The organism is Natronomonas sp. (assembly GCF_036625485.1).
In the GTDB taxonomy this organism is placed as follows: domain Archaea; phylum Halobacteriota; class Halobacteria; order Halobacteriales; family Haloarculaceae; genus Natronomonas.
The window spans coordinates 1-19656 of sequence record NZ_JAZKTR010000031.1; the positions used below are offsets into that span (position 1 = coordinate 1).

At 65.1% G+C, this 19656-nt stretch carries 22 protein-coding genes; 6 read left to right on the top strand and 16 right to left on the bottom strand.

The genetic code is table 11. The features are described from left to right. A partial coding sequence (locus V5A53_RS04995; RefSeq protein WP_332312475.1) for a hypothetical protein occupies nucleotides 1-264 on the top strand: 264 nt, incomplete at its 5' end. 21 nt (nucleotides 265-285) lie between these two features. On the opposite strand, the gene V5A53_RS05000 is transcribed toward V5A53_RS04995, so the two are convergent. Continuing rightward, a complete protein-coding gene (locus V5A53_RS05000) occupies nucleotides 286-741 on the bottom strand; it encodes a YbhB/YbcL family Raf kinase inhibitor-like protein (protein WP_332312476.1) in 456 nt (151 codons plus the stop codon). 106 nt (nucleotides 742-847) lie between these two features. Between V5A53_RS05000 and V5A53_RS05005 the strand changes: the two genes are divergently transcribed. Further along, nucleotides 848-1984, top strand: a complete 1137-nt coding sequence (locus V5A53_RS05005; protein ID WP_332312477.1) for a phenylacetate--CoA ligase family protein — start codon at nucleotides 848-850, stop codon at nucleotides 1982-1984. Nucleotide 1985: 1 nt separating this feature from the next. Here the strand turns inward: V5A53_RS05005 and V5A53_RS05010 are convergent, their stop codons facing one another. Further along, nucleotides 1986-2777, bottom strand: a complete 792-nt coding sequence (locus V5A53_RS05010) for an SDR family NAD(P)-dependent oxidoreductase (RefSeq protein WP_332312478.1) — start codon at nucleotides 2775-2777, stop codon at nucleotides 1986-1988. A 29-nt stretch (nucleotides 2778-2806) separates the two neighbouring features. Between V5A53_RS05010 and V5A53_RS05015 the strand changes: the two genes are divergently transcribed. Then, entirely contained in the window at nucleotides 2807-3640 is an 834-nt protein-coding gene (locus V5A53_RS05015) for an enoyl-CoA hydratase/isomerase family protein (RefSeq protein ID WP_332312479.1), read from the top strand. On the opposite strand, the gene V5A53_RS05020 is transcribed toward V5A53_RS05015, so the two are convergent. The 8 genes from V5A53_RS05020 to V5A53_RS05055 all read right to left on the bottom strand — a co-directional run bounded on the left by V5A53_RS05020 (nucleotide 3641) and on the right by V5A53_RS05055 (nucleotide 11960). After that, nucleotides 3641-4495: an amidohydrolase family protein gene (locus V5A53_RS05020; protein WP_332312480.1), complete on the bottom strand. Its 855-nt coding sequence runs from the start codon at nucleotides 4493-4495 to the stop codon at nucleotides 3641-3643. Then, nucleotides 4492-4887: a PaaI family thioesterase gene (locus V5A53_RS05025; protein ID WP_332312481.1), complete on the bottom strand. Its 396-nt coding sequence runs from the start codon at nucleotides 4885-4887 to the stop codon at nucleotides 4492-4494. The genes V5A53_RS05020 and V5A53_RS05025 overlap by 4 nt, the downstream gene beginning before the upstream one ends. Beyond that, nucleotides 4887-5930: a branched-chain amino acid ABC transporter permease gene (locus V5A53_RS05030; RefSeq protein WP_332312482.1), complete on the bottom strand. Its 1044-nt coding sequence runs from the start codon at nucleotides 5928-5930 to the stop codon at nucleotides 4887-4889. Before V5A53_RS05030 ends, V5A53_RS05025 begins: the two co-directional genes overlap by 1 nt. A gap of 108 nt (nucleotides 5931-6038) precedes the next feature. Continuing rightward, the gene (locus tag V5A53_RS05035; protein WP_332312483.1) at nucleotides 6039-6992 is read right to left on the bottom strand and encodes a branched-chain amino acid ABC transporter permease; all 954 of its coding nucleotides are present in this window, start codon (nucleotides 6990-6992) and stop codon (nucleotides 6039-6041) included. Then, complete coding sequence (locus V5A53_RS05040) at nucleotides 6985-9072, bottom strand: AMP-binding protein (RefSeq protein ID WP_332312484.1); 2088 nt, start codon at nucleotides 9070-9072, stop codon at nucleotides 6985-6987. Before V5A53_RS05040 ends, V5A53_RS05035 begins: the two co-directional genes overlap by 8 nt. A 1-nt stretch (nucleotide 9073) precedes the next feature. Then, entirely contained in the window at nucleotides 9074-9907 is an 834-nt protein-coding gene (locus V5A53_RS05045; RefSeq protein ID WP_332312485.1) for an ABC transporter ATP-binding protein, read from the bottom strand. Beyond that, nucleotides 9907-10755 (bottom strand): ABC transporter ATP-binding protein, encoded by an 849-nt coding sequence (locus tag V5A53_RS05050; RefSeq protein WP_332312486.1) that lies wholly within the window; start codon nucleotides 10753-10755, stop codon nucleotides 9907-9909. Before V5A53_RS05050 ends, V5A53_RS05045 begins: the two co-directional genes overlap by 1 nt. Then, nucleotides 10755-11960 carry an ABC transporter substrate-binding protein gene (locus V5A53_RS05055; RefSeq protein WP_332312487.1) on the bottom strand — a complete coding sequence of 402 codons (1206 nt, stop codon included), beginning with the start codon at nucleotides 11958-11960 and terminating at the stop codon, nucleotides 10755-10757. Before V5A53_RS05055 ends, V5A53_RS05050 begins: the two co-directional genes overlap by 1 nt. A 164-nt stretch (nucleotides 11961-12124) precedes the next feature. On the opposite strand from V5A53_RS05055, the gene V5A53_RS05060 reads away from it, so the two are divergent. Then, the gene (locus tag V5A53_RS05060; RefSeq protein WP_332312488.1) at nucleotides 12125-12553 is read left to right on the top strand and encodes an HIT family protein; all 429 of its coding nucleotides are present in this window, start codon (nucleotides 12125-12127) and stop codon (nucleotides 12551-12553) included. 46 nt (nucleotides 12554-12599) lie between these two features. Further along, nucleotides 12600-13307, top strand: coding sequence for an AAA family ATPase (locus tag V5A53_RS05065; RefSeq protein ID WP_332312489.1), 708 nt, complete (start codon nucleotides 12600-12602; stop codon nucleotides 13305-13307). On the opposite strand, the gene V5A53_RS05070 is transcribed toward V5A53_RS05065, so the two are convergent. Continuing rightward, nucleotides 13304-13801, bottom strand: a complete 498-nt coding sequence (locus tag V5A53_RS05070) for a DUF7858 family protein (protein ID WP_332312490.1) — start codon at nucleotides 13799-13801, stop codon at nucleotides 13304-13306. The genes V5A53_RS05065 and V5A53_RS05070 overlap by 4 nt on opposite strands. A 171-nt stretch (nucleotides 13802-13972) precedes the next feature. Between V5A53_RS05070 and V5A53_RS05075 the strand changes: the two genes are divergently transcribed. Next, nucleotides 13973-14833, top strand: a complete 861-nt coding sequence (locus V5A53_RS05075; RefSeq protein ID WP_332312491.1) for a transcription initiation factor IIB — start codon at nucleotides 13973-13975, stop codon at nucleotides 14831-14833. Nucleotides 14834-14851: 18 nt separating this feature from the next. On the opposite strand, the gene V5A53_RS05080 is transcribed toward V5A53_RS05075, so the two are convergent. The 5 genes from V5A53_RS05080 to V5A53_RS05100 all read right to left on the bottom strand — a co-directional run. Continuing rightward, nucleotides 14852-15391 (bottom strand): DUF7857 domain-containing protein, encoded by a 540-nt coding sequence (locus V5A53_RS05080; protein ID WP_332312492.1) that lies wholly within the window; start codon nucleotides 15389-15391, stop codon nucleotides 14852-14854. Nucleotides 15392-15407: 16 nt separating this feature from the next. Then, entirely contained in the window at nucleotides 15408-16112 is a 705-nt protein-coding gene (locus tag V5A53_RS05085) for a DUF7856 family protein (RefSeq protein WP_332312493.1), read from the bottom strand. Continuing rightward, the gene (locus V5A53_RS05090; RefSeq protein WP_332312494.1) at nucleotides 16109-16447 is read right to left on the bottom strand and encodes a DUF7855 family protein; all 339 of its coding nucleotides are present in this window, start codon (nucleotides 16445-16447) and stop codon (nucleotides 16109-16111) included. The genes V5A53_RS05085 and V5A53_RS05090 overlap by 4 nt, the downstream gene beginning before the upstream one ends. A 36-nt stretch (nucleotides 16448-16483) precedes the next feature. Beyond that, nucleotides 16484-16741: a DUF7854 family protein gene (locus tag V5A53_RS05095; RefSeq protein WP_332312495.1), complete on the bottom strand. Its 258-nt coding sequence runs from the start codon at nucleotides 16739-16741 to the stop codon at nucleotides 16484-16486. Continuing rightward, the coding region (locus V5A53_RS05100; protein WP_332312496.1) for an LAGLIDADG family homing endonuclease at nucleotides 16741-19656 on the bottom strand (2916 nt) is incomplete at its 5' end. The genes V5A53_RS05100 and V5A53_RS05095, both read right to left, overlap by 1 nt.

Here is a 19656-nt window from a genome sequence, read left to right on the forward strand (position 1 = left end):
GACGGCGACCGACTGTGGCAGGCCGGCGACGGCCTCACCGGCGCGCCGGTCGTCGCTGGCGACCACGTCTGGGTGCGCGCCGGTGACACCAGCGACGGTCGCCTGCGCGTCTACACGCGTGAGGGCGAGGCCGTCGGTACCTACGGCAAGGTCCGCGCTCGGCCCGCCGTGACGGCGAATGCGGTGTATCTGGTCAGACCCGGGTCGGCCGTCGACACACTGCTCGGCGACCCGAGCGAAGTGGTCGCGCTGGTTCCGTCATAAGGACAGAAAGAGGGGCCGTCTTCAGGGCGCGTACGTCCCATCGATGCGCGCCTTGTCCACGACGTGGCCGGTCATCGCATCGACGAGGTCCTCTTTCGTCGCCGACGGCGAAAGGTCGAGCGTCGTATCCAGTGCGTAGAGTCGGAACCGGTAGGTGTGTTCCCGGTCCGGGGGGTTCGGCCCGCCGTAGCCGCCCTCGCCGTAGTCGTTCTGGCCTTCCGTCGCCTCGTCGGCCGACCAGTCCTCCGGAATCTCCTCGCGGTCGGGGCTGATGTTCCAGACAGTCCAGTGGTCCCAGACCTTGCCGGCCGGCTCCTTGGCGTCCGGGTCGTCGACCAGCAGCGCGAGCGATTCGGTCTCCGCTGGCACGTCGTGGATCGTCAGCGGCGGGTTGACGTTGGCCTCCGTGTAGCCGTATTTTTCAGGAATCGGTTCGCCATCTTCGAATTCGGGGCTGGAAAGAGTGAGTCCGGTCATGTGATGTGATAGCTTTCCCCGTTTAATATTCGATGCCGCAGCCACAAAACAGTTGACGGTCGTTCGCCCTGCGGTTTTTTGGTCCCATCCCACGTCATGCGTTATCATGGACGACGAGACACTCGACGCGCTCAACGAGCAACTCGAACGGGTGGGAGAATACGACCTCTATGCCGACCTCGAACCGATCGATTCGGCATCCGAGTTCCGGGAACTGCCCTTTCTGACGGGAGAGGACCTGAAGGACGACTACGCCGACAACCCGCCGGAAGGCTCCCTCTACGACGGCGCCGCGATGATGTGTTTCACGCCGCTGGGCGACGACCTCGCGCCGGTGTTCGACACCGAGTGGGACCTCGAACGGCAGGCCGAGGCCAACGCCGACGTCTTCGAACGGGCCGGCATCGAAGCCGGCGACCGCGTGCTCAACACCTTCGGCTACCACACCTTCGGGACGGGCATCATCGTCCAGCGTGGACTGGAAGCGCTGGGCGCGGAGGTGGTTCCAGCAGGACCGGGCGAATCCGAACAGGCCGCCGCGACTGTCGAAGAGTACGGCGTCGACGCCCTCGTCGGCAACCCCTCCTTCGCGCTCAAGGTAGGCGAGGCCGGCGCCAGCGTCGACACCTTCGTCGGTGCGGGCGAGCCCTTCACCTCGATTCCGGGTCTCCGCGAGGACGTGAAAGCGGCCCTCGACGCCGAGACGGCGGTCGACTACTTCGGCACCCGGCAGATACTCCCCGTGGCTGCCGAGACGGCCGCCGAGGACGGCCTCCATGTCAGCGACGAGTACGCGTTCGTCGAGGTCATCGACCCCGACTCCGGTGAGGTGCTTCCCTACGGCGAGCGCGGCGAACTCGTCGTCACGCACCTGCAGAAGGAGGGGTGTCCGCTGGTCCGCTATCGGACGGGCGACCTGACCGAGTGGGAGGAACGCGACGGCGAGGTCGTCCTCCCGAACGGCGTCATCGGCCGCACCGACAACCGCCTGAAGGTCAAGGGCGTGAAGCTCTATCCCGAATCCCTGGGGACAGTACTGGCCGGCTTCGGCGGCCTCTCCGGGGAGTTCCGCCTCGAAGTGTCCCGTCCCTCTTCGACGGACGAACTCAAACTGGTCGTCGAGGGCGAAGCCGACGTCGGCGACCTCGCCTCGGCGGTCAAAGAGCGCCTGCTCGTCGCGCCCGACGACATCGAACTCGTCGACGACATCGACGAGACGGGCGTTCACGACGAGCGCTACTGACTCACCCGACCATCGTCAGGCCGCCGGAGACGCTGAGGACCTGACCCGTGACGAAGGCGGCATCGTCGCTGGCGAGATAGGCGACGGCACCCGCGACATCGTCCGGTTCGGTCATCCGGCCGAGCGGCGTCTGGTCCGCGATGCGGTCGAGGATCGTGTCCGCCAGGTCCGATTCCTCGCGCATCTCCCGCGTGAGCGGCGTATCGGCCGGGCCGGGACAGACGACGTTGCAGGTGACGCCGTCACGAGCCAGTTCCCGGGCGAGCGTCTTCGTGAAGGCGATGACGCCACCCTTCGTGCCGGCGTAGACCGCCTCCCCCGAGGAACCGACTCGGCCGGCGTCCGAGGCAATGGCGACGATGCGGCCGCCGTCACCCGACTCGACGAACGCCTCGCCGGCCGCTCGCGCACAGTTGATCTGTCCTCGGAGGTTCACGTCGAGGATCCGGTCCCAGCGCTCCGGGTCCTGTTCGAGGAACCACTCGATGCGGTCCCAGCCCGCGTTGTTCACCAGCACGTCGAGGCCGGCACGCTCCCTGACGTCGTCGACCATCTCGTAGACGGCATCGAGGTCGGTCACGTCGGCGACGACCGGAAACGCCTCGCCACCGGCCGCTTCGATCTCCGCGACGGTTTCCTCGGCGCGCTCGGCATCGACGTCGTTCACCGCGACGGTGGCGCCTTCCTCGGCGAGCCGTCTGGAAATCGCCGTTCCGATACCGCCGCCCGCGCCCGTCACCAGCGCGGTCGTGTCGTTGAAACCCCGCATACCCGACAGGTCGTCCCCGGACATTATAGTCGTGAGGGGCGTCCACACCCCACATGGATTATCGGACCGTCACCGTCGACCGCCATCCCGACGACGACCGCATCGTCCGCATCCGACTGGACCGCCCGGACAGAAACAACGTCATCACCGCCCGGACGCTCGACGAGTTGACCGTCGCCATCACCGACGCCGACCGCGACGGCGAGGTGGGCGGCATCCTGCTGGGGTCGACCGAACCACCGTTCTGCTCGGGCGCCTCGCTCGAAGAGTTGAACGACCTCTCGTGGGAGGAGGGCGCCCGCTGGATGACCGCGTACTTCGAGACGCTGGATCTGCTCCGGGATACCGGCAAGCCGGTCGTCGCCGCCGCCGAGGGCACCTGCGTCGCGGGCGGCAACGAACTCGCCTCGGCGTGTGACCTCATCGTGGCCGGCGAGTCGACTCGCTTTGGCCAACCGGAGGTCGGCGTCGGCTCGACGGCGGCCGGCGGCGGCGTCCAGTTGCTCCCGTTGATGGTCGGCGAGAAGCGCGCCCGCGACCTCCTTTTGACGGGCCGCCTGCTGGAAGCCGAGGAGGCGAAGGCCATCGGCCTTATCAACCGCGTCGTCGACGACGGCGGCGCCGAGAACGCCGCGGCCGACCTGCTGGGAACCATCCTCGACGAGAAGAGCCCGCAGGCCTACCGGACCATCAAGGCCATCATGAAACAGTGGACGAACTTCGGGCTGGTCGGCCAGGAGATGGCCAGAGACCTCACCGCGCGGGTGTGGGACTCACCGGAGTTCTCCGAGCGCGCCGAGGCCTTCCTTGCCCGCGAGAAACAGCAGGCGCGGCGTTTCGAGGGGACGCGACCGCGGGAGACGGACGCCGACCCGGCGGACGAGTAGCTACCGTTCGCCGAGGAACCGCTCGGCTGCGCCCGAGAACAGCGCCTCGAAGGCCTCCTCGGAGAGGTCCCGTTCGAGCAGGCCCTCGTACTCCGCGCGGTAGGGATGTGGCATGTTCGGGTAGTCCGACCCGTACATGATCCGTCCCGACAGTTCCTCGAAGACCGAATCGTCGATCGACTTCGGGTCGAAGTCGACGTAATCGCCGACGGCCGTCGCCATGGCGAAACAGGTGTCGAGGAAGGCGTTGTCGTGATCGTGGACCGTCTCGATGAATTCCTCGGTCTCGAAGGTGCCCATGTGGGCCGCACAGGCCCGCACCTCCGGATAGGACTCGAGGAACGACCGGAACGAATCGACGCCGACGTGGGGCGAATCCCGGAACATGGGGGCGGTGCCGGCATGGAAGAGGACCGGCCGGTCGAACTCGGCGGCCAACTCGAAGGCGGGGTCGAGCCGGGGGTCGTCCGGCGCGAGTTCCTGGACGGGACACTGGAACTTCAGGCCGCGAGCGCCGCCCTCGAAGGCTTCGCGGACGACCGCCCGGACGTCGTCGTCGCCGTGGACCGTCGCGAAGGGGACGCACATCTCGGAGTCGGCCGCCCGGTCGAGAACCCACTCGTTGAGTTCGCGGGCGATATCCGGCTTGTGCGCGTACGGCAGCGCACAGTAGCGGTCGATACCGTGCTCGCGGAGTTCGGCCTCCATCGACTCTCGGTCGGTCGGATGGGGGAACTCCCAGCCGGCCTCGTCGTTCAACGCGCCGCGTATCGCGCGCATGAGCCGGTCGGGCATCAGGTGGACGTGGACGTCGGTCGCGCCGTCCGGTCGGGGGGGTTCGCTATCGTCGGTCATCGCGTGAGCTTGTAGACCCCCTTGGCCTCCGCACAGATATCCCCGCCGGATTCGACTTCCATGCTGGCGACGCCGACCGTCTCGCCGCGGCGCCGCACCTCGGCGTAGGCGTCGAGGTCGGCCACCCCGGCATGCGAGAGGTAGTCCACCCGGAGGTCGATGGTCGGCGTGTACTGGCCGAGCGACCCGACGAACGGCGCCGCACCGGTGAGGTCGGCCAGCGCCGAGATGACGCCGCCGTGGATCGCCGGCACCTCGGGGTTGCCGACGAGCGACTCGTCGTAGGGCCATCGCGTGTGGGCGGTCGTCTCGGTCGCCGAGACGACCTCGATGTCGTTCGCCCGATGGAACGGCAGATCGAGCAGTTCACGGGCGGTGTCGGTCGTATCCATCAGTACGCGTAGGGCCACTTCCGCAGGTACTCTTTGAGCTGTCCGAGCGCGGCGAGGACGCCTTTCGGTTCGACGGCCAGCACGAAGATGATGATGACGCCGAAGAACACCGACACCAGCGCCGTCGCGTTCAGCCCCGTGACCGCCGAGACGGTCTGCAGGACGTTCCGGAGGACCTCCTGGATGAACGTGACGACGCCGACGCCGATGAGCGCACCCCACACGCGGCCGAGCCCGCCGAACAGCAACATGACGTAGTGTTCGAGGGTCAAGGCGAGCGTGAAGTATTCCGGGCTGATGAAGCCGATGTAGAAGCCGTAGAGGCCGCCGGAGACGCCGATCATGAAGCCGCCGATGGCGAAGGCCAACAGCTTGTTCTTGAACACGTTGACCCCGAGGACGGCCGCCGCGAGGTCGTTCTCGTGGACCGCACGGAAGGTCCGGCCGATGCCGGTCCGCGAGAGGTTCAACGACAGCAGCGCGAACAGCAACATCGCCAGCAGGCCGATGTAGTAGACATGCAGGTCCGTGCCGACCTCCGCGAACGGACCGACGAGGCCGACCTGCGACGGAAGCCGCTGTTGGGCGCCGCCGTGGATCCAGTCCGCCCGCGAGTTGTTGAAGAACCACTCGGAGATGAACTGGAGTGCGAGCGTCGAGATGGCGATGTAGAAGCCCTTGACGCGGAACGACGGGAGGCCGAAGGCGACCGCCACGAGCGCGGCCATCAGGCCACCGATGGCGAGCGAGGGCAACAGGCCGGCGCCGGCGGCCACGAGGCGACTCGTCGAATACGCGCCGATTGCCATGAACGCACCCTGTGCGAGGACGATCTCGCCGGCGTAGCCGAGGATGACGTTCAATCCGAGGACCGCGATTGCGACGATGTACATCTGTGAGAGCGTCGACAGCGTCCCGCCGCCGATCAGGAAGGGCAGCAGGAACGGTATCGGGAGCCCGACGACGAGTGCGACCCGCTGGATGCGCCAGCGGAACAGCCCCATCCGGGACTCGTAGTTCGTGAAGTACTCGCCACAGGGCATGGCTACCGCAGCCCCCCGTCGACGGTCGTCTTCACGGCCGTTGGGGCGGCCGACGGTGCATCCGAGCGTATGCGTCCGCGGCGGCGGACGCGCTTTTGCAATACCATCTTAGAGCCTCTCGATACGTTCGGTTCCGAACAGTCCGTACGGTTTCACGACGATGACCACGAGCAGGAAGATCAGGGGAAGGATCTCCCCGAACCCGGCCCCAAAGTTCAGCTTCACGTCGATGACGGGCGCGACGATGGCCGTCCCGCCCTCCAGATAGTAGGAGCCGAGTTCCTCCAGCAGGCCGACGACGACCGCACCGATGAACGCGCCGGGAATGGAATCGAGCCCGCCGAAGACGACGGCCGCGAAGATGATGATGCCGGTCGTCTCGATGGCGAAGCCGGCGCCGCCCGAGGACATCGCCAGCAACATCCCGCCGATGGCGGTGATGCCGATGGAGAGTGCCCACGCTAATGCGATGGTGCGTTCGATGCTGACGCCCAGCACCATCGCGGCCTGTTCGTCGCTGGCGGCCGCCCGGAGGATGCTCCCGGTCACGGTATACCGGAAGAAGAGCATCAGCGCAGCGACGACGACCAGCGACAGCAGAACCGCCAACGCATACGCGGCGTCGACCGAGGCCCCCAGCGGCAGGGAGACGTTCTGCTCGAAGACCAGCGCCTCGGGGTAGGCCTTGAAGTTCCGGCCGAAGAGGAACTGGATGAACCCACCGAAGATGCCGCCGAGAGCGAGCGTGACGATGATGACCGACAGTACGGGTTCGCCGATGAACTGCTGGAAGACGACCCGTTCGAGCACCACGCCGAGCGCGATGCCGATGAGGATCGTCACGATTACCGCCACGACCGCCGGGAGCGGCGTCGCGATGATGGTCGTGGTTCCGAGGATGACGACGCCATAGGCGCCGACGAGCGCGAGTTGTCCCTGCGCGAAGTTGAGGACGCCCGTCACCTTGTAGATGAGCGAAAAGCCCATCGCGACGAGCGCATACAGTGCACCGAGGCCGATGCCGTCGACGGCCTGCTGGAAGAAGATCGCCACGTCAACCATCGATGGCCACCTCCTCGCCGTCGTCCGTCTCGACCGGCGTGTCCGCCTCGACGACGTGCATCACGCCGCGTTCGTCCGATTCCCGTCCGTCCTGATACGTGATCGTAATCTCCATTTCGATTTCTTCCTTGTCGCCGTAGAGCCCCTCGACGAGTTTCTCGTAGCGGTCGACGACCACCTCGCGTCGTATCTTCCCCGTCCGGGTGAGTTCGCCGTCGTCGGCGTCGAACTCCTTGAAGAGGATGACGAACCGCTCGATGGGGTGTTCGAGGTCAGCGTTGGTCTCGGCGACGACCTGTCGCATCAACTCCAGTACCTCCGGCTTCTGGGTCAGGTCCTTGTAGCCGGCATACTGGATGTCCCGCTGGTCGGCCCACTCCGCGACGTTGTCGAAGCGGATGTTCAGTACCGCCGAAAGCGACTCGCGGCCGTCGCCGACGACGAGTGCCTCCTTGACGTAGGGGTTGAACTTCAGTTTCGTCTCGACGCTGATGGGTGCGACGGCGGTGCCGTCATCGAGTTCCAGCACGTCGTCCATCCGGTCGAAGATCTTGACGTGGTCGTCGTCGGTGATGGCACCGAAGTCGTCCGTGTGGAGCCAGCCGTCTTCGATGGCCGACTCGGTTTTTTCGGGCATTCCGTAGTAGCCCGACGTGACGACGGGACCGCGAACGAGCAGTTCGCCACCGGGCGTGATGCCGACCTCGACGTTCGGGAACACCTCGCCGACGGTATCGACCTTGACGTCGTCGTCGCGGTGCATCGTCACGAAGCCACAGACCTCCGATTGGCCCCAGATCTGCTTCAGCGGGACGCCGAGGGCGTGGTAGAACGCGAAGTGGTCCTCGCCGAGCGGCCCGCCGCCAGTGTAGACGTTCTTGGCGCGCTTGAGGCCGATCTTGTCGAGAATCGGGCGGTACGCGACCCAGTAGGACAACCAGTGGGCCGCCCGTAGCGTGGCCGGCGGCTCCTCGTCTGACCGGTCGCCGACGATGTAGTCGGCGTACTTCCGGCCGATGTCCATCGCCTTCTCGTAGACCCACCGCTTCAGCGGGGTCGTGTTCTCGATCTTCGCCTTCACGTCGGCGACCCATGCCTCGTAGCGGTTCGGCGACGAGAAGATGATCTCCGGGCCGATCTCCCGGAGGTCCTCGGCCTCGGTTTCGGGTTCCTCGGGGAAGTTGGCCGTCCAGCCGCCGACGAAGGCCGCCGCGATGAGGATCATCTGCTCGCCGACCCACGCCATCGGGAGATACGAGAAGTAATCCGACTCCTTCGGCAGCGGGTCGATCTCGATGGCGGCGTTCGCGAGGTTGACGAAGTTGAAGTGGCTCAACCGCACGCGCTTCGGCATCCCCGTCGTCCCCGAGGTCGGCGCCAACATGGCCGTCGCGTCGGGGTCGATCGCCTGGACCCGCTGGTGGAGGTAGTCCTCGGCGACCTCGTCGGTTTCGAGGCGTTCGGCGCCCAACTCCTCGACATCCGCATACGAGACGATGTCGAGGTCGTCGGGGATCTCGACGCCCTCCCGTGGCAGCGGTGGCGTCTCACCTTCCTCGTAGCGGAACATCCCTTTCTCGTCGCGGTAGACGATGGTATCGAGGCTGGGCACCTCGCTGGCGACGATGAGGAGTTTGTCGACCATCTCCTGGTCTTCGGCGTAGGCGACCCGCGGCTCCAGCAACTGGAGCTGCTTTTGGATATCCTCCGGAAGCATGTCCTCGTAGTTCGGCGCCGCCATCCCGCCGAGGGACTGGGCGGCCATCCACGCCCACAGCTGGTGGGGGCGGTTGTAGCCGATGGTAAAGAGGACGTCCTCCTCGCCGAACCCGTAGGTTTCGAGACCGAGCGCGAACCGCTCGACGCGCTCGTAGTACTCCTCCCACGTGTACTCCTGCCAGACGCCGTAGCGCTTCCAGCGAAGCGCGATGTCGTCGCCGTGTTCCTCGACGTGGTCGAAGAGGATCTCGGGCAGGGCCCGGTCGGATACGATCGGGACCTCCTCGTCGTCCGGGGCCGAAAGCACCTGCTCGACGTTGAGCGTCGATTCGCCGAGACCGTCGAGTTCGTCGGCCGCCACGTCAGTCCACCCCCGTGTAGACCCGCGCGACCTCCGGGTCGTCGGTGACCGCCTCGGGCGCCCCGCGAGCGAGGACGCCGCCCTTCTGGAGGACGACCATCCGGTCGGAGACGGCGGTCACGACCTCCAGGTCGTGTTCGATCATCACGAGCGTGAGGTCCTCCTGCTCGTGGAGGTCGCTCAGAAAGCGGATCATGTCGTACTTCTCGTCGAAGGTGAGGCCGCTCATCGCCTCGTCGAGGAGGAGAACGTCCGGCTCCAGCGCCAGCGACCGTGCGAGGTCGACCCGACGACGGACCCCGAGCGGGAGGCCGGCGATCTTCGAGTGGCGGTACTCCCACAACTCGAGGTAATCGAGGATCTCCTCGACGCGGCGCATGTTCTCGGCCTCGGTTTTCCGACCGGCCCCGTAGAACAAAAGCGCCGACAGCAGGTTCGGACATTCCGTGACCGCGCGGACGGTCATCACGTTCTCGATGACGTCCTCGTCCTCGAACAGTTCCAGCCCCTGGAAGGTCCGGCCGAGGCCGGCCCGGGCCCGGTAGTGTTCCGGCGTGTCGGTGACGGCCTCGCCATCGAGGAAGACCTCGCCGCCGGGGTCGGGGTCGTAGAAGCCATTGAGGATGTTCAGAAGCGTGGTCTTGCCGGCGCCGTTCGGCCCGACGATCGAGAGCCACTCGCCCGGCCGGACCGCGAGGTCGACGTCGTCGACCGCTGTCACCCGGCCGAACGTCTTCGTGACGTTCCGACAGCCGATAGCGGCTTCCTCGGGAGCTATCGGCGGCCCGCTCCGGAGCGACCCAGCGGTGCCGCCGCCTCCCTGGTCCGTGCTCATCAGGTCCACCTCTTGCGGATCTTGTAGTGACGGATGTCCTCGTACCGGGAGGTGTCCCCGGACGTCCCGAGGTAGAACTCCTTGATCTCCTCGCGTTCGGCGAGGACGTCCGCCGGGTCGTTCAACTCGATCTGGCCGTTCTCCATCACGTAGCCGTAGTCGGCGATCTCCAGGGTTCGCTTCGCGTTCTGGTCGGCGATTATCATCGTGATGTCCTCCTCGCGGTTGATCTCGACGAGCGTCTCGAAGATGTCCTGTACCAGTTTCGGCGCGAGTCCGAGCGACGGTTCGTCGAGCAACAGCAACTCCGGTCGGTGGATGAGCGCCCGAGCGACGACGAGCATCTGCTGTTGGCCGCCGCTGGCGTAGCCGGCTTTCAGATTGAGGATCTCCTCCAGTTGCGGGAAGTAGTCGAAGGCGATCTGGTAATCCTCTTTGTCGAATCGGAACCGCCGGCCGCCCCGATAGAGGCCACACCGGAGGTTCTCCTCGACGGTGAGGTCCTCGAAGACGCGCCGACCCTCGAGGATGTGGGTCACGCCACGGTCGACCATCTCGTTGGGGCCGCTGTTTGTCACGTCGTCGCCATTATAAAAGACGCTCCCGCGCGTGACTTCGCCCCGTTCGCTGCGGCCGATGCCGCTTATCATCTTGAGGACCGTCGATTTGCCCGCGCCGTTCGGGCCGAGCAGCGCGACGATGTCGCCCCTCTCGGCGGCCATCGAGATGCCCTGTACCGCCAGGAAATGGCGGTCGTAGACGATTTCGACGTTGTCGAGTTCGACCACGGGTAACGACTCCTCGGCGTCCGTCGCCGTGGTCGAACCCGCCGTTTCGCTCGCCGTCATCAGAGTCCGATCCAGTCGTCACGCCGGGGCAGTTCGACCGTGGTATCGAACTCCATCGCGCCGTCGGAGACCTCGAACAGACGGCCGGTCATCGTCGGTCGGCGGTCGTCCTCCATGTAGTTGTACGGCTCCGAGAGGTCCCACATGTTGTCGTCCTCGATGTCGAACAGCGACTGCCGGACGTCGGAGCCACTCGTCGGGTCCCGGTCGGCGTCGATGGCGTTCTGTAGGCCCTTCAACACGAGAATCGCGTGGATACAGCCGCGGACGTAGTTGAGGTTCGCCACCTGCGGGTCGTCCATGTCGCGGCCCTCGCGTTCGAAGTTGGCCTCGATCATGTCGGCACCGTCGCCGCCCGAATCGAGTGCGCCCTGGAACGTCCGGAAGGCGTTGACGTAGCGGACGCCCTCGAAGTTATCCGGCGACTCCTGGACGCGCGGTTCGTCGACCGTGTAGGTCAGCCCGCAGACGGTCACGTCCGGATAGACGTCGTCCTTGTCCGAGAGCAACACCTGCATCGGCGCCGCGGTGTTCTGGTGGATGAGGTAGTCCACGTCGGCGTCGCGGGCCTGCCGGAGCTGTGTCGTCGCGGAGTTGGCGTCCAGCGGGAGGTTGATGTCCTCGGCGACGTTCAACCCGAGTTCCTCGGCGTACTGCTTGCCCCCCTCGACGGGAGCCTTCCCGAAGGGGTTGTTCGAGAAGATGAACGCGATGGTCGCCTCGGCGTCGTTGTCGGCGATCCACTTGAGGTGAGCCCGCGCCTGACTCGTGTAATCGAGGTTCCCGAAGAAGTTGTACGGCGCTTCGTCGGTGAGCAGGTTCGCCGAGTACGAGGCCGAGACGTAGACGATCTCGTCTTCGGCGACCGCTCCCGACAGCGCCTCGGTGTCGGCGGTCCCCCAGCCGATGATGGCCGGCGGGTTCTCCCCCGAGGTGTACTGGTCGTAGTACTGCTGGGCCTGCGGCACCTCGTAGGCGTAGTCGTTGTTCGGATGGTCGATCCCTCGCGGCAACACGTCGTTCTCGTTGAAGTAAGCGATCGCATCCCGCGAGCCGACTGCCGACGGACGACCGACGTCCGAGGTACCCCCGCTTTCGTCGTAGAGTCCCGGAACCGTGATCTGGTTCTCACCATCACCGTTGCCGTTGTCCCCAGTACAACCGGCGAGCGCACCGATAGCAATCGTTCCTGCAGTACCCTTCACGAACCGCCGCCGGGTGTGAGAATTAACATCCATAGGCATGGATGTGGTGTATGTTGGCACGGGTTAGTTTATAATTTACCCAATAAACGGCCGGTTATATCCAGATCAGGATCGGGTCCGGAGTCGGATTTAATAGCCTTCCAGCGGCCATATTCGAAACGACCATGAGCGAAGACTGCGTATTCTGTCAAATTATCGAAGGGAACATCCCCGGGCGCACCGTCTACGAGGACGATGACGTGTTCGCCTTCCTCGATGCCAACCCGCTGTCGCGCGGCCACACCCTCGTCATCCCGAAGAACCACCACGAGCGGGTCTCGGATCTTCCTCCTGAAGACCGTGCAGCGGTCTTCGAGACCCTCGGCCGCCTCGCCCCCGTCGTCGAAGCGGCCGTCGACGCGGACGGCGTCACCGTCGGAATGAACGACGGCGAGGCCGCCGGTCAGGAGGTCCCCCACGTTCACGGCCATCTCGTTCCCCGGTTCGATGGCGACGGCGCCGGCGCGATCCACACCATCTTCCGGTCGACGGCGGACCTCAGCGACGACGAACTCGACGAGGTCGCCGAGGAGATCAAGGCCGCTGCCGAATAGTCTGACAACCACTATATTTTTATTCGATAGCGAAGGAAAATATTTCGTGACCAGCGATTCGCTCGCGCTCGTCGGCGCGGCCGGCGGTACCGGAACGACGCGTTTGACGCTCGAATGTGCGACCCTGCTTGCCCGGAACGGAAGGGATGTCGCCGTCCTCGATGCCGCCTACGCGACACAGGGACTGGCCGACCACACACCCGGCCGTATCGAACCCGATATGACGGCTGCCTGTATCGACGACGTGCCGATACGGGATGCCCTCGTCGACCGGGATATCGAGGCCGCAGGACGACTTGCGGTCTGTCCCGCACGCGCTCCCTTCGAACAACTCGCTCGGGCGAAAACCCCCGAGGCCGCCGAGGCCTTCGAGCGCCGACTGGACGAAGCGACGCGGGCGTTCGACCACGTCCTCGTCGACACGCCGCCGGTCGCGGCTAATCAGGCCGTCGCCGCGGCGAACGCGGCCGACCGAGTCGCCATCGTCTGTGACGAGGGGCGAGCAATGGATGCCGTCCCGCGCATGCGAGACCGCCTCGAAGATGTCGGCGCACCCGCCGATGCCACCGTCGTGACTCACACTGCGGACCATCCCGATGCCGACCTGACGGTTCCCACCTTCGAGACAGATTCACCTGCGGTCACGGCCGATGGAACGGTCCGAGAAGCCGTCGCCGAGGTGCTGGAAACGGCGCTGGGCGTCGAGGTCGAGGTCGAAGAAGGCGACGGCCTCCGAGAAGCGCTACCCTTCTAAAGCCAGTCGTCGACGCCGCTTCGAGCCTCCGAGAGCGGGTCGCCCGTCGCCTCGACCGAGAGGGCGTCCGTGACGGCCGGTTCGGCCGCCTCGATCGGTTCGTGGGTCGCGATGTAGGCACCGAGGGCGAACTCCGAATCGTCGACGCTCATGAGCCGTCGGGCGTCGGTTCGCGATAGCTCCCCGGCCAACCAATCGTCGAGGACGCGTTTCGCCGTCGGCGAAAGCGGGTCGACCGGCTCGCCGAGCAGATACAGCGTCTTCGCCGCCGTCGTCGGAGGCATGGCCGCGACCGCGGCCGCGCGGTCGATGCTCGCACCTTCGGCGTAGGCCTCCACGAGCGCGGCCGCCGCCTCCGCCGAACAGGGGAGTTCCGAGGCGAATTCGGCCAGCCGTTCGGCCAGCGGCGTCCCCGTTTCGTCGACCGCCGCGACCCCGTGGTCGCGCTGTTCGGCCGTCACCTCCAGTCCGGCGGCGATATCCGACAGCCCCATGCGCCATGCTGGGCCACCCCTATTAGTTAAAGTTGTTGTTGAGCGAAAACAACAGTCCCGAGATCGGATCGAAGCGTATCGGTTACCGATACGCTCTCGCCGCGTAGGCGTGTTCGTTTCCCACCGTCCCGACTCTTTTTAAAGTGGTATCGGGACCGAGTTTCGCATGTGATGAGCACGAGCACGCGACAGGCCTGCCCCGAGTGTGAGGGCAGCCTTCAACGCACCGGCACGGAAACCGTCTGCAGCGAGTGTGGTCTCGTCGTCGACGAGGACGCCATCGACCGCGGGCCCGAGTGGCGGTCCTTCGCGGACGACGATACGAACCCCGAACGTTGCGGCGCGCCGCTGACCCGTTCGCGACACGACCGGGGGCTCTCGACCGAGATCGGCCACTCGACCCGCCTCAAAGGCCGCAAACGCCGTCGTGTGGCCCGGTTACGCCGACAACACAAGCGATCTCAGATCTCGTCGAAGCGGGACCGAAATCAGGTCTACGGCTTCACCGAGATCCGACGCATGGTCGGCCGGCTCGAACTCCCCGAGAGCCTCCAGGACCGCGCCTGTGTCCTCTTCGAATCCGCGCAAGACGAAGACCTCCTGCAGGGCCGCTCCATCGAGGGCTTCGCCGCGGCGGCCGTCTACGCCGTCTGCCGGACCGCTTCGGTCTCCCGGACCCTCGGGGAAGTCGTCGCCGTTGCGACCGCCGACGAGGAGGAACTCAAGGTCGCCTACGACGCACTCAATCGTGACCTCGGGTTGCCGACCGGGCCGATCAACCCCAGCGAGTACCTCGCGCGCTTCGCCTCCGAACTCGACGTACCGACGTGGCTCGAACGACGCGCCCGCGAACTGGCCGAAGAGGCACACGAAACCGGCCTCGCGACCGGCCGAAACCCCGGCGGCGTCGCTGCTGCCTGCCTCTATACGGTCGCCACGGCCGAGCAGTACGATTTGACGCAGAGCGACGTCGCCGAGATTGCCGATGTCTCACCGGTCACCGTACGGAACACCTACCACGACCTCCGGTAAATCGAGTCGTCCTCCATCTTAATCGTCCGCGATCCGCGCCAGCGTCGCCACCGGCACGTCGACAGACTCGACCCGTCGACGCAGCTCCTCCGGTACCAGCGAGAGCCGTGAAGCCGCTCGCCGGTCCTGAGCCAGCGTTGCCGCAAGCGCCTCAACGCCAGCGAGACCACCAGCCGATTCGACCGCCTTCGTTGCCGATGGTAGGTCACCGGCGGCCGCCAGCGTTTCGGCAGTCGCGACCCGCTCTTCCATCCGGTCCAGCCACGCCGCAACACCGTCGGGCAACCCCTCTACCGGCTCAGCAGCCGTCAGTTCGACGGTCGGGTCGGTCGGCGGAGCCGAGGTAGCGAACCCGATGCCGGTCGCTCCGGCCGATATCACCCGATTCAGCCCGCGTTCGTCCCACCCGGCAGCCACCTGTCCACCCGAGCGCGGCGGCCAAACCGGGCCGTCCAGATGACTCTCCAGCCGAATCAGATGCGGCGCCTCAGCGAATATCCGCGCTTCGACGAACGTGACGCCATCCGTTCGCCTCGTGTCGACCGTTACCGTCGGCATGCGTTGGATAGCCGCCCTATGTTTTATAAACGGCCGGCCGAGGCGGACCACCTGGATACCGACGGAGCACCGGCGCACCGAGCCACGCTTCGGCACGCCTCGCGTCCGGAAACCGCCCGCAAGCGAGAACGATGGGCATTCGCGGTCGGCCAACCCGAAGCGCTGCGAGGGCGGCCGTAATCGGGCTAGCCTCCGAAAACGTCGCCGCCTCGCTGTCGGGAACTATCGGGACTGCTTCGTCGACCGCCGGACGAACCGCTTCCACCAGTTCTCGTTTCGCTCGCCGTTCGAGGTTCCGAACCCGGTCTTGCAGTTCGAGACGGCGCTGACGTTCGTCGCGCACGGCCCGTGCCCGACGGCGCGCCTCCGTCAGTTCCTCTCGGGCCGCCGCGTGTTCGGTTTCGGCTTCCGAAAGCTCTCGAATCGCCTCGCGATAGGCCGCAGTCACGGACTCGTCGTCGGTCTCGTTGGTCCGCCCCCGTAGCGTCGCAACCCGCTCGCGCTTCGCGTCGAGATCCGCTTCCGTCTCCGCGACCCGGCGACGCGCCTCGGCGAGCGCCGGTACCGACTCGTCGAACTCTCGGAGCCGCTCGCGGACGGCAGCGAGTTCCTCGTCGGCTTCGCTCGTCATCCCGCGCGAACGGGCGACAGCGACCAGTACGGCCTGCCGGTCCAGCGACAGCCCCGGAGCGATGACGCCGACCCGTTCGACGAGCGTCACAGCTCTCGTTGTTTCAGTTCCGCCGGCGACGGATGCGGTTCACCAACCGAAAACTTCGCGTACGGCGTACTCGGATTCGGTCGATTCTCGTAGGCCGTCGCCGCCTCCCGAACACGCTCGGGAACATCGCGGAACTCGTTGAACGGCTCGGTTCGCTCGACCTGTACGTCGTCGGGATGCTTTGCACGGAGTCGTAACGCCAGAAACGCCCCGTGTTCGGTTCCTTCCAGCAGGGCCGCTCGCCCGAACCGGCGGACCACGCTCTCCTCGTGGGCACCACAGGCGTTCCGAAGCGACGCCCGCGCCGACTGCGAGTACGTCACCACCAGTAGCACAGCTCTTTTTACCACCTAATCTGGTTTAAAATTAATCTATTTGGATAGCTTCTCGACGACCGGCGCTTCGACATCGGTCAGCTTTCGAACACGCTCGCGAGCCTCGGCCTCCGACCCCGCGACCACGACGGTCCCCTCACCCGACCGATAGGCCGATAGCTCGCCGTCGAACTCCGACGCGAAGGTGCGGACGGCCGCTCGAACCCGCCGTTCGCACTCTTCGAGCGTGGCTTCGCCGTCCTCGAAATCGGTGAGCGCGTCCTCCATGCGTCTGATCGCGGCGATTCGGTCCATCAGACCGTCCGCAGGTGGTCCGTCTTCGGCTCGTAGACGTCACCCTTCTGCCGCAGTTTCTCGATCTCGTGTTCGGCCTTCGAGCGCTCGGTGCCCATCTCCTCGGCGCGGTCCAGCACCTCCTCGATGGGCGCGCCCTCGTCGTATTCCTCCTCGATCTCGCTAATGAGCGATTTGATGTCCTTGATGCGGTCCCGCTGGCTCTTGGATTGGCCCGTCTCGACGACGTCGGCGTCGAACTCACCCGTCTCGGGGTCGACGCCGATATCTTGGAGACACGACCGGACGATCTCGATGACGCGCTCGGCGTCTTCCTGCTCGACGGAATCCGCGAGGCGCATCCGCGCGGAGGCCTCCGCCAGCCGCACCAGCGCCTCCAGTTTCCGGGCAGTGACCGGCACCGGAGAGTCATCGTCCTGCCCGCGAGCACGCAGGTCGACGTAGAAATCCCGGATCTCCTTTTTGGCCTCCTCGGTCATCGTCGGATAGCAGTTCCGCTTGGAGTAGGCGATGTACTTCCGGAGGAGTTCGGCCTCGATGGTCGGTTCGACCTCCTCGGTGACGTTGGCCACCTCCTCCTCGGTGACGTTCGAGGTCGCCGTGTTCTCCCGATGGGTGTGCAACTCGCCGGCGTAGTTGGTGTTGATGATGTGCTCGGCGAGGTTGGCGTCTTCCTCCTCGTTCGGCTGGTCGGTCACCGTGAAGATGAGGTCGAACCGAGAGACGAGCGCCGGTTCGAGGTCTATCTGTTCGCCGATGGGTTCGTACTGGTCGAAGCGACCGTATTTCGGGTTCGCCGCACCGAGCAACGAACACCGGGATTTCAAGGTGGCGTTGATACCGGCCTTGGAAACCGAGATCGACTGCTGTTCTAGTGCTTCGTGCATCGCAGAGCGATCCTCCGAGTTGTGCACGACCATCCCGTTAGCGACGAAGTTGTGCGTCCCCTCGACGGTCAAGTCGTACACTTTCGATTCACGCCGGGATTCGATTTCCAGTAATAGCGAGCGAATGCAGCGGTGATTTTCAGAGATACACGACTCGGCGACATCTCGAACCTCGTCAAACCGGTCGGTATCAACGACGCCCCGGAACCATCTGGAAACAGTCGACCCGGCCACATCGAGGTCGTCAGCCAGTCGCTGTAGCGGAATTCCATGTCGCTTTAACTCGTCTCGCACGGCCTGCCAAGAGTCCGTCTCAGGTTCGGTAGCGATCAACTCCTTCGCTTGCTGCTCTGCGTTCGCCGTACCACAACCGAGAAGCTCCGCGAGTTCTCCTCTGAGAAGCGAGATTCGGTCATCGTCCGGTTTTTCGGTCGTACTCTCGACGTCGGCGACTCGACGCCATTTGACGTCTCCGTCAACGAGTTCCCGGAGTGGTGATACATCGGTATTCGAAACGCGTTCGGTTATGGTTTCGAGGCGCTGCCGGACCACGTCGCGGACCGCTTCGTTTTCGCCCCAGCCTCTCGAAATCTGCTGTTGACTGAATCTCGTTTCCTCAGCCAGTTCGCGCTGGGAGACGTTGTATCGTGCCTTCAGTTCCTCGAGGCGTTCCCAGTCGGACGTATCGGACAACCTCGAAGCATCTTCAGTAGCGCGTTCCACGCGAGTCTCGAACGCCGTGAGTACGGTTTCGGCCCGATCGAGCGAGATGTTCGCATCGCCGTTCTCGAAGTTACAGTACGTGGCATCATCGAGCCCGCATTCCGTCTGGTAGAGACGGAGGGACTCACGAAGTTCCTGTAGTAGCGCACCACAATCCGGCAGCACGTCGACGATCGTTCGGTCACCGTCGACGGCGGCACAGACCTCTTCGAGAGCGGCCTGTTTCCGTTCGAGCGTGAAGCCGATGTGTCGATTGTACGCACGAAGCGAGTCGGCCGAGGTAATCGCGAGAACGTGTAAATCTCGCTTCTCGGGTCGTTCTCTGGTACGGATCTGGCAGGATACACCGAACTCAAGCAGGACGCTCTTGATCCCCTGAAGGAGTTCCATGCTCGCAGAGGAGAGGCGAACGTTGTTACTGGCTGTATCGACAGTCCCTTCACTATCTGCCATCGCACGCACGAAGGCCGCTTTCGTCCGTCTACCCCCCTTCGAGACGCCGTCAGGGAACGACTTGCCGTCGTACGCTTCCAGATTCATCCCTGCCTTGATGACCGCATCGGCATACTCCCGACCGTGTAGCCGAACCGTTCCTACCCCATCATCGCGCTGTTCGCTGGGATGTCGAACTGGTTCGGCGTCGAACGCTTCGTTACACGCTCGTTCGAAGTCCGCGAGGAGTTGTTCCTCCTTGTTGGTGAACCGGATACCGTAACTACTCTCCTGTCGCTCGTAGTAGACGTTCCCATCGCCCGAGAGATAGCCGAGTACCGCCCCCATAGCGGGAGGCATGTATGGTTCCGACATCTCCGATTGGGCAGGTGATGATACTGCTCCACCATCGGTTGCGGACGGCGTGAGATGCTTGGGAACGTACACCCAGTCTCCTTGCTGGAGATCTGCTGCCGACCGCTCGACGCGTTGGCCGTCCTCGAACACGAAGAACGGGTGATCATCGGTCGCGGTAAGTGACTCGCCAGATTCGAGTGTAACCTCGGTGAGGTCGGTCGGCGCGTCGTATTCGTGGATAGCCGTTACTGGACGCTCGACCAGTCGACCATCGGCGGTCATCGTCCACGCCGTGAAATCGACATCGCGAATCGTGCGGCCGTTCGAGAGTTCTTCGATGGAACCCTCGGCTTCCGCCTCCCGAGCGAGGGTACTGATTCGAGTGATGCGCCCGTCAGCCAGATGAACGAGTGTGTCACCTGTGACACAACGCATCTTGTCGAGCTCGTCGACGGCCGCAATCCCTTGGTCGGCCAGCACGAGCGCGCCCGCTTCGAGGGTCCACTGCTGGCCGTC

Coding starts and splice junctions, on each gene's coding strand:
- V5A53_RS05000 (WP_332312476.1), bottom strand. CDS start 741: ATGACCGGACTCACTCTTTCCAGCCCCGAATTCGAAGATGGCGAACCG.
- V5A53_RS05005 (WP_332312477.1), top strand. CDS start 848: ATGGACGACGAGACACTCGACGCGCTCAACGAGCAACTCGAACGGGTG.
- V5A53_RS05010 (WP_332312478.1), bottom strand. CDS start 2,777: ATGTCCGGGGACGACCTGTCGGGTATGCGGGGTTTCAACGACACGACC.
- V5A53_RS05015 (WP_332312479.1), top strand. CDS start 2,807: ATGGATTATCGGACCGTCACCGTCGACCGCCATCCCGACGACGACCGC.
- V5A53_RS05020 (WP_332312480.1), bottom strand. CDS start 4,495: ATGACCGACGATAGCGAACCCCCCCGACCGGACGGCGCGACCGACGTC.
- V5A53_RS05025 (WP_332312481.1), bottom strand. CDS start 4,887: ATGGATACGACCGACACCGCCCGTGAACTGCTCGATCTGCCGTTCCAT.
- V5A53_RS05030 (WP_332312482.1), bottom strand. CDS start 5,930: ATGCCCTGTGGCGAGTACTTCACGAACTACGAGTCCCGGATGGGGCTG.
- V5A53_RS05035 (WP_332312483.1), bottom strand. CDS start 6,992: ATGGTTGACGTGGCGATCTTCTTCCAGCAGGCCGTCGACGGCATCGGC.
- V5A53_RS05045 (WP_332312485.1), bottom strand. CDS start 9,907: ATGAGCACGGACCAGGGAGGCGGCGGCACCGCTGGGTCGCTCCGGAGC.
- V5A53_RS05050 (WP_332312486.1), bottom strand. CDS start 10,755: ATGACGGCGAGCGAAACGGCGGGTTCGACCACGGCGACGGACGCCGAG.
- V5A53_RS05060 (WP_332312488.1), top strand. CDS start 12,125: ATGAGCGAAGACTGCGTATTCTGTCAAATTATCGAAGGGAACATCCCC.
- V5A53_RS05070 (WP_332312490.1), bottom strand. CDS start 13,801: ATGGGGCTGTCGGATATCGCCGCCGGACTGGAGGTGACGGCCGAACAG.
- V5A53_RS05075 (WP_332312491.1), top strand. CDS start 13,973: ATGAGCACGAGCACGCGACAGGCCTGCCCCGAGTGTGAGGGCAGCCTT.
- V5A53_RS05080 (WP_332312492.1), bottom strand. CDS start 15,391: ATGCCGACGGTAACGGTCGACACGAGGCGAACGGATGGCGTCACGTTC.
- V5A53_RS05095 (WP_332312495.1), bottom strand. CDS start 16,741: ATGGACCGAATCGCCGCGATCAGACGCATGGAGGACGCGCTCACCGAT.